This window comes from Haloarcula marina (assembly GCF_024218775.1).
GTDB lineage: Archaea > Halobacteriota > Halobacteria > Halobacteriales > Haloarculaceae > Haloarcula > Haloarcula marina.
In genome coordinates this window covers 126,592-142,460 of the sequence record NZ_CP100404.1, presented here as the reverse complement: position 1 = coordinate 142,460, position 15,869 = coordinate 126,592, and the positions used below count along the sequence as shown (strand labels likewise).

Here is a 15,869-nt window from a genome sequence, read left to right as displayed (position 1 = left end):
AACGATACTGGAAGCGCCCAAATCAACGTTCCGTTGTTCGATTTGCGCGCGCGGTCAGAGCGTCCGAAGCCGCAGCCAACCGAGACCACCCACTCGATACTCGGCGGTCCCGACGACCCACGACGGGCGGACGACGGTGCTCGTCGTCGTCGCTTGGTCGTACCGACCGTTGAAGTCCCCCTTCGTGACGAATCCCGCGTGGGGGGCCGGGCAGTTCCGCAAGGCCGCACAGTTTCCGGCGTCCCCGACGGCGTCGGGGTCGGCGCGGTCGTACCAGTTCTCGTCGGCCGCGACGTACAGCATCGCCCGGTGGATGACGGGCGTCCGTCCGGGGTCGCCGTCCGGCCGGAACACGATAACGTCACCCGCCCGACCGAACATCACGTACCCCGGGCCCCCGCCCGCTTCCGCCGTCACCACGCCGTGGCGCGCGTCGGGCCCCGGGAAGCGTTCGGCTTCCATGACGAACACGAGGTCCCCGGTTTCGACGTTCGGCGTCATGCTCGGACTTTCGACGGCGACCAGCGGCGGCCAGACGCCGCTGACCGCGAACAGCAAGAGGCCGACGACCACGACGGCGAGGACGCTCGTCGCGACATCGAGAACGTACACCCAGGGCGGCGGCCTCCGCTGGGGTCCCGACGCCGGGAGGGAGCGGTCGCCGTCTCGCTCGTCGGGGTCCATCTCAACCGCGGTTTGTGAGCATCGGGCAATCAATGTTGTGTCCGTCGGGGCGGGCCGTCGGCTGACCCGTCACGCCGTCCACCGGTCCGCTGGGTCCGCTATATTTTTGCCCGCCCGCGCGGAGTACCGAACGTGCCGCTTTCGACCCCGGCCCGTATCGTCGGTGAACTCGCCAGCCGCGGTTACAACGCCGAGCGCGCGGCGGTGACCAAACTGGCCGACGCGCCGGACCCCGAAACCGCGCTCGACCGTGCACTGGAAACGCTCCCCGAGGACGCGCTGAAGCTCACCGCGGACCACGTCGAGTCTGTCCTCGAACGGTCCAAATCGCGTGCCGACGCGAGGGGACGCCCACGCGGCGAGCGGGACGCTGACCCAGCGTCGACGGTCGCTTCCGACCCCTCTACTTCGAGTGGAACAGACGCCTCCCCATCGACAGACGTGGGTGGGGACGTTCCACCCGAAACGACGGGGTCTCGCTCCGTCGACCTCTCGAAACGCGCCATCGAAGTCGCCAACGACATGACCGGCCATTCGACGGGGACCGGCGAGTACCAGGACTTCGTGACGGTGTTTCGGGACCGCTACGAGAAACTCGCGAGCAAACTCCGCGGACGGGTGAACCACCGGCCGACCGACACCATCGAGAACATGGCTGGGGGCAGCGAGGCCGCGCTCATCGGCATGGTGTCGGACATCCGTTCGACCGCCAGCGGGCACTGGCTGGTCGAACTCGAAGACACGAACGGCACGTTCCCGTGTCTCGTGATGAAAGACCGGCCAATCGCCGATTTGGTCCAGCAACTCCTCTTGGACGAGGTCATCGCCGTCGACGGGACGCTGGCAGACGACGCGGGCATCCTGTTCGTCGACTCGCTGTACTTCCCCGACGTGCCCCGCACCCACTCGCCGTCGACGGCCGACCGCCACGTGCAGGCGGCGCTCATCTCGGACGTGCACGTCGGGAGCGACGAGTTCATGGCCGACGCCTGGCACCGCTTCGCCGACTGGCTTCACACCCCCGAGGCCGAACGCGTCGAGTACCTCCTCATCGCCGGGGACATGGTCGAGGGCGTCGGGGTGTACCCCGAACAGGACAAGGAACTCGACATCATCGACATCTACGAGCAGTACGAGGCGTTCTCGGAGTTCCTGAAGGAGGTGCCCGGCGACATGGAGATACGGATGATTCCGGGCAACCACGACGCCGTCCGCCTCGCGGAACCGCAACCGGGGTTCGACGAGGAGTTGCGCGACATCATGACGGCCCACGACGCGCAGGTCCACTCGAACCCGGCCCTGGTGACCGTCGAGGGCGTCACCATCCTCATGTACCACGGCGTCTCGCTGGACGAGGTCATCGCGGAACTCCCCGACGAGGAAGCCAGCTACGAGGAACCGCACAAGGCGATGTACCAGCTCCTGAAGAAACGCCACGTCGCCCCGCAGTACGGCGGCCACACCCGACTCGCCCCGGAGGACCGCGACTACCTCGTCATGGAGGAAGTCCCCGACGTGTTCCACACCGGCCACGTGCACAAACTCGGATGGGGGAAGTACCACAACGTCCTCGCGCTCAACTCCGGGTGTTGGCAGGCCCAGACCGACTTCCAGAAGTCCGTCAACATCGACCCCGACTCGGGATTCGCCCCGATTCTGGACTTGGACACGCTGGACATGACGGTCCGGAAGTTCGCCTGACGACCGTTTTCACCCGGGAGTTCGCGCTCGCCACTGGCGAGCGGTCTGCTGGCGGTCGGTCCGTGTTTTTCGGTCGTGTCTCTTCGACACCTCAACTACTCACCACTTCACCCCCTGTTTCCACTCGAACCCGTCGCCGTCTCGTCGACGTTCGGTCGCAGAATCTCCCTCAGACGGCGTCGACGCCGGTGAACTCGAAGCGAGCGCCGCCGTCCTCGCTCTCGGTGACGGCAACGTCCCAGCCGTGGGCCGTCGCGATTGTCTCGACGATACTGAGTCCGAAGCGACCGTCGTCCTCCATGTCGAACAGGCGCGGCCGTTCGTCTACCGGGATGCCCGGGCCGTCGTCGGCGACGTAGAAGCCGTCGGCGAGGGGGCCGACGGTGACCGTCACCGTGGCATCCGCGCGCGGGCGATTGCTCGTCGAACCGTGCTCGACACTGTTCCGAAACAGGTTCTCCAACAGTTGCTGGAGGCGGGTCTCGTCGGCCCGAATCGCCCCGAGTTCGTCGCGGACCGACAGCGTCGCGTCACCGGTTGCGCTCGTCGACCAGGCGGTGCGGGCGGCCCCGGACAGTTCGACCGGGTGCAGCGACCCGACGACCCGGCCGTCGCGGGCCAGCGACAGTATGTCTTCGACGAGGCGCTCCATTCTGTCGAGGGCCGTCTCCGCCGCTTCGAGATTGGAATCGGTCGCGCTGTCGTCGTCTCGGGCGAGTGCGAGCCGTCCCGACGCGACGTTGAGGGGGTTGCGCAGGTCGTGACTGACGACGCTTGCGAACTCGGCGAGGCGCTCGTTTTGCTCTTCGAGTCGGCGTTCGTAGCGGTTCCGTTCGGTCACTTCGCGGAAGGCGATGACCGACCCCGCGAACTCGCCGTCGTCCAGCGGCAGCAGCGCGAGGTACACGTCGAAATACCGGGTGTTTCCGTCGGGCGGTTCCACCGGTACGGCCTCCCGTCGAAGCGTCTGGGTGTCGTCGTCGGTAGAGAGCAGTCGACGGAGCGCGGTTTTGTACCAGTCGGTGATGTCGTCGGGGATGTACCCCGCCTCGACGAGGTCCAGATACGCCGTCCCGACGATGTCCTCGGGGGTGCGTCCGAAGACGGACGCGAAGGCGTCGTTGGCCCAGAGGAAGGTATCGTCGGCGTCTAAGACGTGGAGGCCGATGGGTGCGACTTCGATGATGGACTCCCTGAGTTCGAGTTCGGACTTGCGGGCCTCGCGCTCGGTCACGTCGCGGGAGTTGATGACGATGCCGCCGAGTTCCGGGTCGTCGATTCGGTTCCGACCGATGGACTCGAGCACCCGGTAACTGCCGTCCGCGGCCCGAAGCCGATAGGTCAGTCGCCGGGTCTCCTCGGCGTCATCCCGGAGCGCCGCGAAGAACGAGCGGACGGCGTCCCGGTCGTCGGGATGGACCCGCGTGATGGGGTCTGTTCCGGTCACCGCCTCGGGTTCGTACCCCAAGACGTCCGTGACGGCGTCGTTGATGTAGGAGATTCGACCCCTGGGGTCGTAGACGGCGATGATGTCGGAGGCGTACTCGACGAGTCGCTCGTGGTGGTTCCGAGTCGTCGCCACGGTGGCCTCGGCGACGGCGTCGCGAACGGCGGCCGCAACGTCCTCGCTCTCGTCGGCCACGACGTAGCGGTCGACGCCCACTTCGAGACAGCGAGCGGCGTCCCGCGGGTCGCCATCGTAGCCGAGAAGCACCGTCCCGACGGGGGTCGACGCCTCGAAGACCGGTTCGAGGACCGCGAACGGGTCGGGGACGTCGTCGGTGACGACGACGCAGTCGAGCGAGGCGGGGTCACGACTGCGGACCGTCTCGCGGGTGGTCGCTGTCCGGAGGCGAACCTCGTCGCTGGCCCGCAGGGACCGGCCGAGAGGGGTATCCGGTTCCGGGGCCACGAAGAGGAGTGTCGTCCCGGACGGCACGTTCATACGACAGGTGTCACGGTGGAGGAATATAATTCTTCGAGGGTCCCGGGCAGTCCGAGGTCGAAACCGCTCGGGAGAGCCGTGATATTCGCCGGTATCTCGGAGGAGTGGCGGCGTTCTCCGGCGGAGTTGGGGTTTAAGCCCTTCCCGGTAGATTTGCGGCCGTATGAGCGACGACCACGGTTTCGAGACAGACGCACTACACGTCGGACAGGAAGAACCGGACGCGGAGGCGCGGGCGCGCGCCCCGCCGATTTACCAGACCACCTCGTACGTCTTCGAGGACGCCGACGACGCGGCGGCCCAGTTCGCGCTGGAAAAGCCGGGTCACATCTACTCGCGGTTGATGAACCCCACCGTCGCCCAGTTACAGGAGCGACTGGCCGCACTGGAAGGCGGCGTCGGGGCCGTCGCCACCGCCTCGGGGATGGCGTCGTTGAACCTCGCCACCTTCCTGCTGGCGGACGTGGGCGACAACGTGGTCACCGCCTCCTCGCTGTACGGCGGGACCTACACCTACTACACCCACACCGCACCGCGCAACGGCGTCGAGACGCGCTTCGTCGACACGCTGGACTACGACGCCTACGAGGAGGCCATCGACGAGGACACCGCGTACGTCCACTGCGAGACCATCGGCAACCCCGCGCTGGTGACGCCGGACTTCGAGCGACTGGCAGACATCGCCCACGACAACGGCGTTCCCTTCTTCGTCGACAACACGTTCGCGACGCCGTACCTCTGTAACCCCATCGAGCACGGCGCGGACCTCGTCTGGAACTCCACGACGAAGTGGATTCACGGCCACGGCACGACCGTCGGCGGGATTCTGGTCGACGGGGGCTCGTTCCCGTGGGACGAGTACGCAGACAAATACCCCGAAATCGCGGGCGACAACCCCGCCTACCACGGCGTGAACTTCCGCGACCGGTTCGGGGACGCCGCGTTCACCTACGCCGCCATCGCCCGCGGCCTGCGCGACTTGGGGTGTCAGCAGTCGCCGTTCGACGCGTGGCAGACGATGCAGGGCTTGGAAACCCTCCCGACGCGGATGGACCGCCACTGCGAGAACGCGATGGCCGTCGCCGAACACCTAGACGACCACGACGAGGTGTCGTGGGTCACCTACCCCGGTCTGGAGGACCACGAGACCCACGAGAACGCGACGAAGTACCTCGACGGCGGGTACGGCGGCATGATTACGTTCGGTCTCGCGGACGGCTACGACGCCGCTCGCACCACCGTCGAATCGACCGAACTCGCCTCGCTGCTGGCGAACGTCGGCGACGCGAAGACGCTCATCATCCACCCGTCCTCGACGACTCACCAGCAACTCAGCGACGAGGAGAAAGCCGCCGCGGGCGTCACCGACGACATGGTCCGCCTCTCCGTCGGGACCGAGTCCGTCGACGACATCATCGCCGACCTCGACCAAGCCATCGCGCAGGCGACCGAGTAACGCCGCATCGATTTTCCGGGGTCCGGCCCGTCTCAGGGTACGCCACCCGTTTCCCGTTCGGCGAGAACAGCGGGCCACTCGACCGGATTCGGTTCTCATTCCCTGAGAACTGTACTTCCGCTTGAAGGCCTTTCCACGCCGACTACTACCTGTAGAGGAAACAAATCATGTCCACCGACACCCGACACCTCGACGTTGAACTGTTCGGCCGGGAGACCGACTTCGCGTACTCCGAGCACTGGATCGGCTACGCCATCCTTTCGCTTCGCGTCACGATGGGGTGGGTCCTGTTGCAGGGCGGCCTCACCAAACTCGTCACGTACCTCGACGCCACCGCCGAGAACAACTGGACGGCGGCGGGCTTCCTCGCCAACGCCATCCCCGAGGGCAACCCCTTCACCGGGTTGTTCGCCGCGATGGCCGGGAATCCGCTCGTCGACGTGCTCGTGATGTGGGGGCTCACCCTGACCGGCATCGGCCTCATCCTCGGCGCGTTCGTCCGCTGGAACGCGTTCTGGGGCGCCCTCATGATGATGATGTTCTGGGCGGCGAGCCTGCAGGGCGGTCTCATGGCCGGTCTCCCGCTGGCCCACGGCTGGGTCGTCGACGACCACGTCGTCTACGCGGCGCTCCTGTTCGGCCTCGGGGCCATCGGCGCTGGTCGCATCCTCGGCGTCGACAGCTACCTCGAAAAACTGGGCATCGTGCAGAACAACGCGTGGCTCCGCGTCATCCTCGGGTGACACACGGGCCCGCCGCCGCTCGCCGGTCCGGCGACGGCGGTTCCGCTCACGATTCGGATTTCAGTACACGGGGAGACAGATGGACACGACACTCCTGACGATGCTCGCGGTACTCACGAGCGCCGTGGTCCTCGTCCTCGGCGGCGTGATTACCCACCTCGCCTACCGGGCGGCCCGCCGAAACGGGTCCCGGGTGATGCGCCACTTCGCCGCCGGGTTCGGTCTCGTGACGCTCGGCCTCCTGTTGGGTGGCGGCGTCCACCAACTGCTCGGGTGGAGTTTCCTCGGCGGCGTCCTCCTCCAGCGGTCGGTGACGGCGCTCGGATTCGGCCTGCTCGTCTACTCGCTGTACGGGCACGGGGACACGGAGACGGCGCGGGCCTAGAGAATCCCCTTCTCCTCGAACAGGTCGGACAGTTCGGCCATCGTCGACACCGTCGTATCGCAGGCGGGTTCGACGGCCGGTTTCGGTTCGAACCCGACGGCCAGTCCCGCGACTTCCAGCATCGGCAGGTCGTTCGCGCCGTCGCCGACGGCGACGGTGTCGGCGCGGTCCTCGCCGAGGATGGCCGTCGCCACCTCCAGGGCGTCGTCTTTCGTCCCTTCGATGAGCGGCCCTTCGACCGCGCCGGTGAGTTTCCCGTCGGCGACGGGCAGGCGGTTGGCGACGATGGCGTCGACTTCGACCCCCTCGGCTTCGAGTGCGGCCTCGACGCCGCGTTCGAACCCGCCGGTGAGGATGATGACGTGAACGCCCGCCGCTCGCAGGGCGGCGATGACGTCGGCCGCGCCGGGGCGTAGTTCCACCTCGTCGAAAGCGGCTTGGGCCTGTTCGTCGGGCAGGTCCTCCAAGAGCGCACAGCGCTGGCGGAGGCTCTCGGCGTACTCGATTTCGTCGTTCATTGCTTGCTCCGTGATGTCGGCCATGTCCTCGGCGGTACCGTTCTGATTGCCCAGCAGGACGGTCATCTCGGAGTCCGAAAGGGTCCCGTCGAAGTCGAACGCGACTAGCATTGGCCGCTTGTTCTACGTGGGGGGTTTTCTAACCCACCTTTTCGGTCGGACAGTCGGTCGCTGCGCGTTCCCGGCGACCGCCACTCAGGCTTGGTCGGCCGGTCGCGACGGCCCAGCGCCGTCGGTGAGAACGAGGCCGACGTGCCGGAAGCCAGCACCGAGCAGGAACCCACAGAGCGCGAGGGGGACACCGATGGTGACGCCGAGGAAGGCGGCGTACGCGACGGCTTCGGGCAGGGAGACCACGCCCGTCCCGCCGTAGGTCTCGACCGTGGTGCCGTATCGCGTGAGCGCCGCGCCGAAGACGGGCGCGGTCACCAGCACGCTCGTCGGGAGGAGACCGGAGTTCACACCGGCGCTCACCGCACCGAGAGTCACGAGCGCCGCGGCGGCGAGAAAGACCCCGAGCGCGGGGTTCGTGCCGTCCCACGTCCCCGACACCAGTTCGACGAGGGTGCCGTAGCCGACGTTCGTGCCGACCCACCACGCCGACCCGAGCGCCAGCGGTACGGTGAGCAGGAGCACTAACAGCGAGAGCGAGAGGCGGCGACCGAACAGTGCGTCTCGGACCGGGCCGGTGACCAACTCCCGGATTGGCCCGGCGAACAGGCGACGGCCCCGGTCGAATCCGGTTCGGGCGGCCGACCGGAATCGCGCCGCGAGGGCGAGGAGGGCGTTCCACGCCCGCGCCGTCACCGTGCGGGCCACTGCGGCGACCCACGAGAGGGCGGCGACGGCGAGCGCGACGGCGGTCTCGAAGCTACTGCGGAGGGAGGACGATGGAGGGCGCATTGCGTGCTAAACATCTCAGTATGGATATTTTAAATTTACCGACAGTCACGTCGAGGGTCCCATCTCTGATGCCCGACCGTTCAGGGCTTCGGCGGCGGTCCGTCGTAGGCGTCCATGTCCTGATAGAAGTTCAACAGCGCGAACTTCAGTTTCTCCGGGCCGATGTCGACCATCTCGCGGCGTTCCTCCGGTGGGAACGAGCCACGGACAGCGTAGTCGCGCATCTCCATCTCGGCGCGTTCGGTGTAGCGCTGGTCCAGCAGGATGCGCGCACCGAAATCGTCGGGCGAGCGGACGACTCGGCCCAGCGCCTGTCTGGTCTTCCGAACGGTCGGAATCTCGACGGCGTAGCGCCACCCCGCCTCGTCGTCGTCCTCGTCGCCGAAGGCCGTGGCGTAAGCGTCCTGTACGGCCTCCATCCGGTCGTCCAGATGGGGATACGGGACACCGAGGACGACGACGGACCGGGCGTCGTCGCCGTCGTAGCTGACCCCCTCGCCCAGCGTGCCCCACAGCGACGTGAAGAGGACGCCGCCGTCGTCGTCGGTGAATGCCTCGCGGAGGTCACGGGCCTGCTTGCCGGGTTCGTCCAGATAGCGCGTCCCGCTGACCGCCACCATGTCGTGGTAGCGCTTCGCCTCGCTGTAGGAAGGGCAGAAGACGAGGGTGTTGCCCGGCGTGAAGCGGATGACGTCCTCCAAGGTGCGAGCGATGGTCCGCTGTGTCTCGGGGTCGTCCCGGGCGCTGGAAAAGAGCGCGGGGCCGTCGACGGCGTAGGTCCGCCGCCGGTCCTCCGAGAACTGGTTGCCGTAGGCCATCGTCACGGGGTCGTCCAGTCCCACCACGTCTTCGGTCACGTCGAACGGGCGGACGGTCGCGCTCATCAGGATGGCCGCGTGCAGGTCTTCGAACAGGTCGCTGGTCACTTGCTCGGGGATGCAGGTGTACAGTTCCGCGCGGCCGTACACCTCGTCGGTGCTCTCGTCGCGGCGGACGCTCACCACGGGGTACTGCCCGGCCTCGTCGGATTCCGCGAGCCACGACGAGAGGAACGCCGCCGCCTGCAGGGTCTGACACTCCTTGCGGGTGTCGAGTTCCCCCTCTTTGAACTGCTCTTCGTAGGCGGCGTCCAGTTCACGGCCGAGGTCCAGCGCTCGGTCGACTTCCTCGTGGAAACCTGGGCCGGTGTAGTGCTGGAAGAACGCGAGCGTCAGGTCGTCTTTCCGGTCGTCGTTGGCGACGGTCACGTCCTCCCAGTGGTCGTCGACGGCCTCTCGGTCACCGAACCCGAACGAGTCCTCGTACGTCTCCACGAGGGCGTCCCGGAACGTTTCGAGGACGTTCGCGGCCGACTCCGCACGGGCGTCCTCGCTCGTCTCCAACTCGTCTAACGCTTGGTCCAGCGTGTTCTCGGTGAGCGTGCGGCGGGCGTGGTCGCGGGCCGCCGACTCGACGTTGTGGGCCTCGTCGAAGACGGCGACCACGTCCTCGGGGTCCCGCCCCAGCCATCGGAAGAACTGCTCGCGGATGGTCGGGTCGAGTAAGTGGTGGTAGTTGCAGACGACCAAATCGACGCCGTCCATCCCCTCTTTGAGCAGTTCGTAGCCGCACATCCCCCGGTCGCCCGCGTACTCGTACACGTCGTCGGGCGTGCGCACGTCGTCGTACAGCCACGCGTAGAAGTCGGTGGTGTCGACGGTCAGGTTCCGGTAGTAGTGGTCGCAGGTCGACCGCTCGGTCTCCAGGTCTTCCAAGTCCTCCTGTAAGGTCCGCAGTTCGTCGACGACGGCGTTGCGGGCCTCCATCGCCTCGCTGCTGCCCGACTGGCCCGCTTCGAGCAGTTCCCCCTCGCGCTGTTCCAACTCGGCGATGTCCGTCTCCACGTCGACCAGTTCGCGGGTCGTATCCCGCAGGGCCTGACACTCCTCGTAGTCCACGTCGATGTGACACATCGACCCCTTCCCGCGGAAGACGACTGCGCGGAGGCGCTCGTGGTCGGTGATAGCGCGGGCGTCCTCGACGAACTGGCGCATCTGCTGATGGACGTTGGTGGTGATGACCACCGTCTTGTTCGTCTCGCGGGCGTGTTCCAGCGCCGGGACGAGCGAGGCCAGCGTCTTGCCGGTCCCGCAGGCCCCCTCGAACAGCACGTCTCGGCCCTCGTCTAGGGCCTCGTAGATGGTCGCCATCGCCTCGCGCTGGTGGTCGTACGGCTCGTCGTACGGGAAAAAGCGGAGGTAGCCGTCGTCGGTCGTCGCCACGGGGAGTGATTGGCCGTTCTCGGGCAAAAGGGTTCGGCCCAGCAGGTACTTCCACGCGGGGTCCGTCTATGGGAGTATGTGGCGTCCGGTCCTCGTCGTCGCCGTCGTCGCCCTCGCGGGGTGCACTGGACTGCTCGCCAGCGGCGACACCGCCACCTCCCGGAAGGCGGTAACTCCGGCCCCGGTTCCGGAGACGACCGAACCGGCCGTCGACCTCCCGTACGCCGACGGAAACGTCGACCTCGACCGGATTCTCGACCGGCACGCGGCGGTGCTGGCCGACCGGAACTTCCACCGCCACGTCGAGCGCGAAGGGCCGCAGAACACCCACGACGTGTGGGTGGACCGGGAGGGCGGTGTCGTCCGCGTCCGGCAGACGTTCGGGCCGCTGAACGAGGGCGTGGTCGTCGCCGACGGGGTGGAGTACCGGAACGTGCGTGACGACCCGGACACCGACTACGTCCGGGCCGAGAGCGACGGACGGGTCCCGTACGTCTCCTCGCTATCGGGGGCGAGCGTCATCCGGGGGATTCTGACGGCCGAGGGGTACGACCGCCTCGGAACGGTCAGGCGGGGCGGCCGGACGCTCGCCGTCGTGGGGTCGAACGACACGGACATCCCCATCAGCGGCGCGGACCCCGACCAGACCGTCGCCGTCCGGTCGCGTCTCTACGTCGACCGGCAAGGGGTCGTCCGGTACGTCGACCACTGGGAGCGGCGTAGCGACGGGTCGACGATGGTGTTCGTGATGTCGGTCAGGACGGGAATCGTCCGCGTCCCCGTGCCGTGGTGGGCCGACGACGTGGGTATCTACGAGGAGAGCGTCTCGGGTTCGATGTAGACAGTGCGGATGTCGCCGTTCGCGTCCTTCAGCCGCGACTCGATGGCGGTGATGATATCGTCTATCTCGGTGGTGTCTAAGCCCGTATCGAAGGCCACGTCGGCAGAGACGATGACCTCGTTGGGACCGAAGTAGACGGTCCGGAAGTCGACGATTTCGGTGACGTTGTCGTCGGCGCGGATGATGTCACGGAGTCGCTGGCCCTCGTCGGCCGGCAGGCTCTCGCCCAGCAAGAGACGCTTGTTCTCCCACGCCAGCGCCAAGGCGAAGCCCATCAGCATGATACCGATGAGGACGGCGGAAATCTGGTCGAAAAAGGGGTTGCCGGTCTGCTGTTCGAGAAAGAGGCCGACCAAGGCGATGACGATACCGGCCAGCGCGATGGTGTCCTCGGTCAGCGCCGTGAGCGTCGTCACGTCGCTGGTCTTGCGGAACGCCTCCCGATAGCTCCCCCAGTCGTTGCGGTCCATCTGTCGTTGCATCTCCGCGCGGGCTTTCACGAGCGCCCACGTCTCGAAGGCGAACGCGCCCAGCAGGACGGTGTAGTTGACCCACAGCGGGTCGAGCCACGCCGGGGGCGTGAAACTGATGAACAGGAACTCCACCGCACCGCCCGCGGCCTCGCTGCCGTGCCCGCCCGCGGTGAGTTGCGAGTAGCCGTGTTTCAGACTCTCCCATCCGGCGATGCCGAACAGGAACACCGAGACGAGGAAACTGTAGAAGAACTGCGCCTTCCCGTAGCCGAAGGGGTGCTGCCGGTCGGCGTCGCGGCCGGAAAACCGGATGCCGATGAGGAGGAACACCTGATTGCCGGTGTCGGAGATGCTGTGGTACGTCTCCGACAGCATCGCGGCGCTCCCGGTCAGCAGGAACCCGAAGAACTTCAGCACCGCGATGGCGCCGTTGGCGACGAGGGCGGCCATGACGACTGATTTACTGCCTGCCATACGCTCCCGTCACGAGGCTGGGGGAAAGTGGTTCTGGATTTACGTGCGGACCCCGAACGCCCGGTATGCTCACCGTCATCTCCGACACGCACGGGACCGACGACCACCGGCTGGATGGGCACACCCTCGACGCGGTCAGGGACGCCGACCACGTGGTCCACGCTGGAGATTTCATCACCGAGACGGTTCTCGACGCTGTCGCCGCCGAAGCGACCGAACTCACCGCCGTCTACGGCAACAACGACCCGCCTGCCCTCCGAGAGCGACTCACCGACGCCGCGACGCTCACCTACGACGGGGTTCGACTACTCGTCGTCCACGGGCACGAACACACGGCGACGGCGCTGGGACTGCTCGCGCGACAGGAGGGCGCGGACGTGGTCGTCGTCGGTCACTCGCACCGGCCGGAAATCACGGACCTCGACGGCCGACCGCTCGTCAATCCGGGGAGTTACGCGGACCCCCGTCGCTACCGACCGGCCCACGCGGAACTCACGGTCGAGGGACCGAATCTGCGCGTCCGACTGCGCTCGCCAGCGGGTGAGACCTTCGAGGAGAGAACGATACAGCGATAGGCTGGTGGAGATAGACCAGCCCCCTTGGTCACCGGAAGATGCCAGTTGGGAGTGTCTGTCTGTGGGTCGTCGCGCGCCGAGCGGTACGGCGCGTGTCAACTGTTGGCACGAGTAGATAATGGGCTTACTGGTGAGTGAAAGGTTCGTTTGACACTTACCGGCGGACGTACCACGTGGCCGCGAGCATCGCCAGGACGAACGCGCCGCCAGCGAAGAAAGCGAGGCCGGGCGAGAGCACCGCGGCGGCGTCGGCCCCGCCCTGCGCGGCGGCGTCGACGACTCCCACCGCCGTCTCCGTCCCGCCGCCGTCGGCTATCGTCCCGTTCTCGATGTAGAAACTGGGGTCCGAGCCGCCGGTGTCCGCGCTCCCGCTTCGGACCGTCGGCCCGCCGAAGAGCATCGCGAGACCGTTGCCGAACGCCTGCTGGACGAACAGACTGGCCAGTGCGACCACCGCGAGGCCGCCGAGGAGGTTCGACAGCGCCGCCCGCAGACCGGAGGTCTCCTGTTCGTCACCGGCACAGATGACCAACGGCTGGTTCGCTGGCGCGAACACGTCCATCTCCCGACCCTTCTCGGAGTAGGCGGTGTCGACGACTTCGACAGCACCGGCTTTGCGGAGCTTTTTCAAGTGGTACTGTGCGTTCTGGAGCGAGGTGTCGACGCGGTCGGCGAGTTCCGCCGGTGGCGCGGGTTCGCGGTTGAGTGCCGCCAGTAACTCGCGGGCCGTCTCCGAGGAGAGCGCCGACAACACGTCGTCCGCGTCCTCGCTATCGACCCCGATGACTCGGGGTTCTGCGTCGGGCACTGCCGGGTCCCGAGAAGGCAGCAACGACATACCTACGAGTATGTACTATGGGATTATGAGTGTTCCCCAAGCTACGATAGACGTTACACATATCGCTCAAATACGGATTTTACTCTTCGAAATCGCCTGTTTTGGGCCTGCTACGGCAGGGTGGCGAAACCTCTTTGTCTCGCCGGGGGGAACGCCCCGCTATGATTGGTTCGCTCGCCCTCGTGCTCCAACTCGGTGGTCTCGAGATGAACAACCTGTTCATCTACCTCCTCCTCGCCGCGGTGCTCGCCTTCTTCTTTTTCATGTACCTGATGGTCCGACGCACCCTGCTGGGGTTCAAAGAAGGGTTCCAAGAGAGCAAGAAGGAGTAGCCGTCGGCGAAAGTGGTTTGGGGCCGTCGACAGAGTTTGCTCTATGGACCCGCGTATCCGCGAACACGCAGAAGTCATCGTCGACCACTCCATCGACCTGAGCGAGGGCGACGACATCGTCATCGACGCCCACCCCGTCTCCGAGGACCTCGTCGTCGCGCTCCACGAACTGGCCGCCGACCGCGGCGCGAACCCCCTCGTCGTCCAGGAACGCCTCGGCGAGCGCTATCAGCGCGCGTTCCTCCGCAACCGCGAGGAGTTCGAGACGCCCGGCCACCTCGAAGCGCTGTACGAGGCGATGGACGCCTACATCGCCATCCGCGGCAGCGCCAACGTCACCGAGACCAGCGACGTCGACCCCGAGACGACCGCCGCGTTCCAGCAGGCCCAGCAACCGCTCCTCTCGGAACGCCTCTCGAAGACGTGGTGTCTCACCCAGTACCCCGCACCCGCGAACGCCCAACTCGCCCAGATGTCCACCGAGGGCTACGAGAACTTCGTCTGGGACGCCGTGAACAAGGACTGGGACGCCGTGCGAGAACACCAGTCCCAGATGGTCGACATCCTCGACCCGGCCGACGAGGTGCGCATCGTCTCGGGCGACACCACGGACGTGACCATGTCAATCGCCGGGAACCCGACGCTGAACGACTACGGCGAGAAGAACCTTCCCGGCGGCGAGGTGTTCACCGCACCCGTCGCCGACAGCGTGGAGGGCGAGGTGCTGTTCGACAAACCGCTGTATCACCAGGGCCGCGAGGTCACCGACGTGTTCCTCCGCTTCGAGAACGGCGAGGTCGTCGACCACAGCGCCGGAAAGAACGAGGCCCTGCTGACGGAGGTCTTAGAGACCGACGAGGGCGCGAGTCGCCTCGGCGAACTCGGCATCGGCATGAACCGCGACATCGACCGCTTCACGTACAACATGCTGTTCGACGAGAAGATGGGCGACACCGTCCACATGGCGGTCGGCCGCGCCTACGAGGACACCGTCGGCGACGAGAACGAGCGCAACGAGTCGGCCGTCCACGTCGACATGATAGTCGACATGAGCGAGGACAGCTACATCGAAGTGGACGGCGAAGTGGTCCAGCGGGACGGGACGTTCGTGTTCGAGGAATAGCGAGGCGCCGAACGAGGGCCTCGAAGACGGGCAGGGGACGGTGCGGGAGGTGGCGACGGCTTCGAGGCGGAGCGACAGCGCGTAGCAGTTCGTCTCGAACCCCATGGAACGGGGACGCGTCCATCGAACCGTCGTCGACCGGACCGTGAAAAAACGGTCGCCACCCACGTCAGGACCGCTCGTTCCGTTCTGTCGCCCCGGAGCGGACAGGAAGCTTATGTCGCCCGCTCGGGTAGGTTGGGGTATGAGCGATCAACCCTCCCTGCTGGTCCGCGCGGTGTGGTTCCTCCTCGTTGGCTGGTGGCTGACCGGCCTGTGGCTCTCGGTGGCGTGGCTCTTGAACGTCACCATCATCGGCATCCCGCTTGGAATCAAGATGATAAACAAGGTGCCGCTGGTCCTCTCGTTGAAGCGTCGGGACCCCCTCGTCGAGGAAGACGGCGGCACACAGCACTCCCTGCTGATACGGGCGGTGTGGTTCCTGCTGGTCGGCTGGTGGGCCAGCGGCATCTGGATGGGCGTCGCCTACACGCTGACGCTGACCATCGTCGGCATCCCCCTCGCAATCTGGATGTACAACCAACTCCCCTACGTCGTCTCGCTGTACAACTACTGAC

The 15,869-nt window shown here is 66.6% G+C and carries 16 protein-coding genes; 9 read left to right on the top strand and 7 right to left on the bottom strand.

Features of this window, described 5'->3' with window-relative positions:
- Positions 1–54 precede the first annotated feature (54 nt).
- A complete protein-coding gene (locus NJQ44_RS00770) occupies positions 55–684 on the bottom strand; it encodes a S26 family signal peptidase (protein WP_254272777.1) in 630 nt (209 codons plus the stop codon).
- A gap of 132 nt (positions 685–816) precedes the next feature.
- Between NJQ44_RS00770 and NJQ44_RS00765 the strand changes: the two genes are divergently transcribed.
- Positions 817–2,385 carry a DNA-directed DNA polymerase II small subunit gene (locus tag NJQ44_RS00765; protein ID WP_254272776.1) on the top strand — a complete coding sequence of 523 codons (1,569 nt, stop codon included), beginning with the start codon at positions 817–819 and terminating at the stop codon, positions 2,383–2,385.
- Positions 2,386–2,554: 169 nt separating this feature from the next.
- Here NJQ44_RS00765 and NJQ44_RS00760 read toward each other — a convergent pair whose 3' ends face one another.
- Positions 2,555–4,330 carry a PAS domain-containing sensor histidine kinase gene (locus tag NJQ44_RS00760; protein WP_254272775.1) on the bottom strand — a complete coding sequence of 592 codons (1,776 nt, stop codon included), beginning with the start codon at positions 4,328–4,330 and terminating at the stop codon, positions 2,555–2,557.
- A gap of 163 nt (positions 4,331–4,493) precedes the next feature.
- Here NJQ44_RS00760 and NJQ44_RS00755 point away from each other — a divergent pair, with 163 nt between their 5' ends.
- The 3 genes from NJQ44_RS00755 (at position 4,494) to NJQ44_RS00745 (ending at position 6,914) form a co-directional block, all read left to right on the top strand.
- Positions 4,494–5,786 carry an O-acetylhomoserine aminocarboxypropyltransferase/cysteine synthase family protein gene (locus NJQ44_RS00755; protein WP_254272774.1) on the top strand — a complete coding sequence of 431 codons (1,293 nt, stop codon included), beginning with the start codon at positions 4,494–4,496 and terminating at the stop codon, positions 5,784–5,786.
- A 167-nt stretch (positions 5,787–5,953) separates the two neighbouring features.
- Positions 5,954–6,529 (top strand): DoxX family membrane protein, encoded by a 576-nt coding sequence (locus NJQ44_RS00750; protein WP_254272773.1) that lies wholly within the window; start codon positions 5,954–5,956, stop codon positions 6,527–6,529.
- Between the two features lie 79 nt (positions 6,530–6,608).
- Entirely contained in the window at positions 6,609–6,914 is a 306-nt protein-coding gene (locus NJQ44_RS00745; RefSeq protein WP_254272772.1) for a DUF7521 family protein, read from the top strand.
- On the opposite strand, the gene serB is transcribed toward NJQ44_RS00745, so the two are convergent.
- The 3 genes from serB to NJQ44_RS00730 form a co-directional block, all read right to left on the bottom strand.
- Positions 6,911–7,543: a phosphoserine phosphatase SerB gene (serB, locus tag NJQ44_RS00740; RefSeq protein ID WP_254272771.1), complete on the bottom strand. Its 633-nt coding sequence runs from the start codon at positions 7,541–7,543 to the stop codon at positions 6,911–6,913. The two genes, NJQ44_RS00745 and serB, sit on opposite strands and share 4 nt — an antisense overlap.
- Before the next feature lie 84 nt (positions 7,544–7,627).
- On the bottom strand, positions 7,628–8,335 hold the full coding sequence (locus tag NJQ44_RS00735) for a DUF8071 domain-containing protein (RefSeq protein ID WP_254272770.1): 708 nt from the start codon (positions 8,333–8,335) through the stop codon (positions 7,628–7,630).
- Positions 8,336–8,415: 80 nt separating this feature from the next.
- Positions 8,416–10,596, bottom strand: coding sequence for an ATP-dependent DNA helicase (locus NJQ44_RS00730; protein WP_254272769.1), 2,181 nt, complete (start codon positions 10,594–10,596; stop codon positions 8,416–8,418).
- 76 nt (positions 10,597–10,672) lie between these two features.
- On the opposite strand from NJQ44_RS00730, the gene NJQ44_RS00725 reads away from it, so the two are divergent.
- Entirely contained in the window at positions 10,673–11,437 is a 765-nt protein-coding gene (locus tag NJQ44_RS00725) for a hypothetical protein (RefSeq protein WP_254272768.1), read from the top strand.
- Here the strand turns inward: NJQ44_RS00725 and NJQ44_RS00720 are convergent.
- Entirely contained in the window at positions 11,407–12,384 is a 978-nt protein-coding gene (locus tag NJQ44_RS00720; RefSeq protein WP_254272767.1) for a cation diffusion facilitator family transporter, read from the bottom strand. The two genes, NJQ44_RS00725 and NJQ44_RS00720, sit on opposite strands and share 31 nt — an antisense overlap.
- A 65-nt stretch (positions 12,385–12,449) precedes the next feature.
- Between NJQ44_RS00720 and NJQ44_RS00715 the strand changes: the two genes are divergently transcribed.
- Positions 12,450–12,959, top strand: coding sequence for a metallophosphoesterase (locus tag NJQ44_RS00715; RefSeq protein WP_254272766.1), 510 nt, complete (start codon positions 12,450–12,452; stop codon positions 12,957–12,959).
- Between the two features lie 154 nt (positions 12,960–13,113).
- Here the strand turns inward: NJQ44_RS00715 and NJQ44_RS00710 are convergent, their stop codons facing one another.
- On the bottom strand, positions 13,114–13,797 hold the full coding sequence (locus NJQ44_RS00710) for an ArsR/SmtB family transcription factor (RefSeq protein ID WP_254272765.1): 684 nt from the start codon (positions 13,795–13,797) through the stop codon (positions 13,114–13,116).
- Positions 13,798–13,958: 161 nt separating this feature from the next.
- Between NJQ44_RS00710 and NJQ44_RS00705 the strand changes: the two genes are divergently transcribed.
- The 3 genes from NJQ44_RS00705 (at position 13,959) to NJQ44_RS00695 (ending at position 15,868) form a co-directional block, all read left to right on the top strand.
- Positions 13,959–14,129, top strand: a complete 171-nt coding sequence (locus NJQ44_RS00705; protein WP_254272764.1) for a DUF7859 family protein — start codon at positions 13,959–13,961, stop codon at positions 14,127–14,129.
- A gap of 43 nt (positions 14,130–14,172) precedes the next feature.
- Positions 14,173–15,252: an aminopeptidase gene (locus NJQ44_RS00700; RefSeq protein WP_254272763.1), complete on the top strand. Its 1,080-nt coding sequence runs from the start codon at positions 14,173–14,175 to the stop codon at positions 15,250–15,252.
- A 244-nt stretch (positions 15,253–15,496) separates the two neighbouring features.
- Positions 15,497–15,868, top strand: a complete 372-nt coding sequence (locus NJQ44_RS00695) for a YccF domain-containing protein (RefSeq protein WP_254272762.1) — start codon at positions 15,497–15,499, stop codon at positions 15,866–15,868.
- Position 15,869 lies beyond the last annotated feature (1 nt).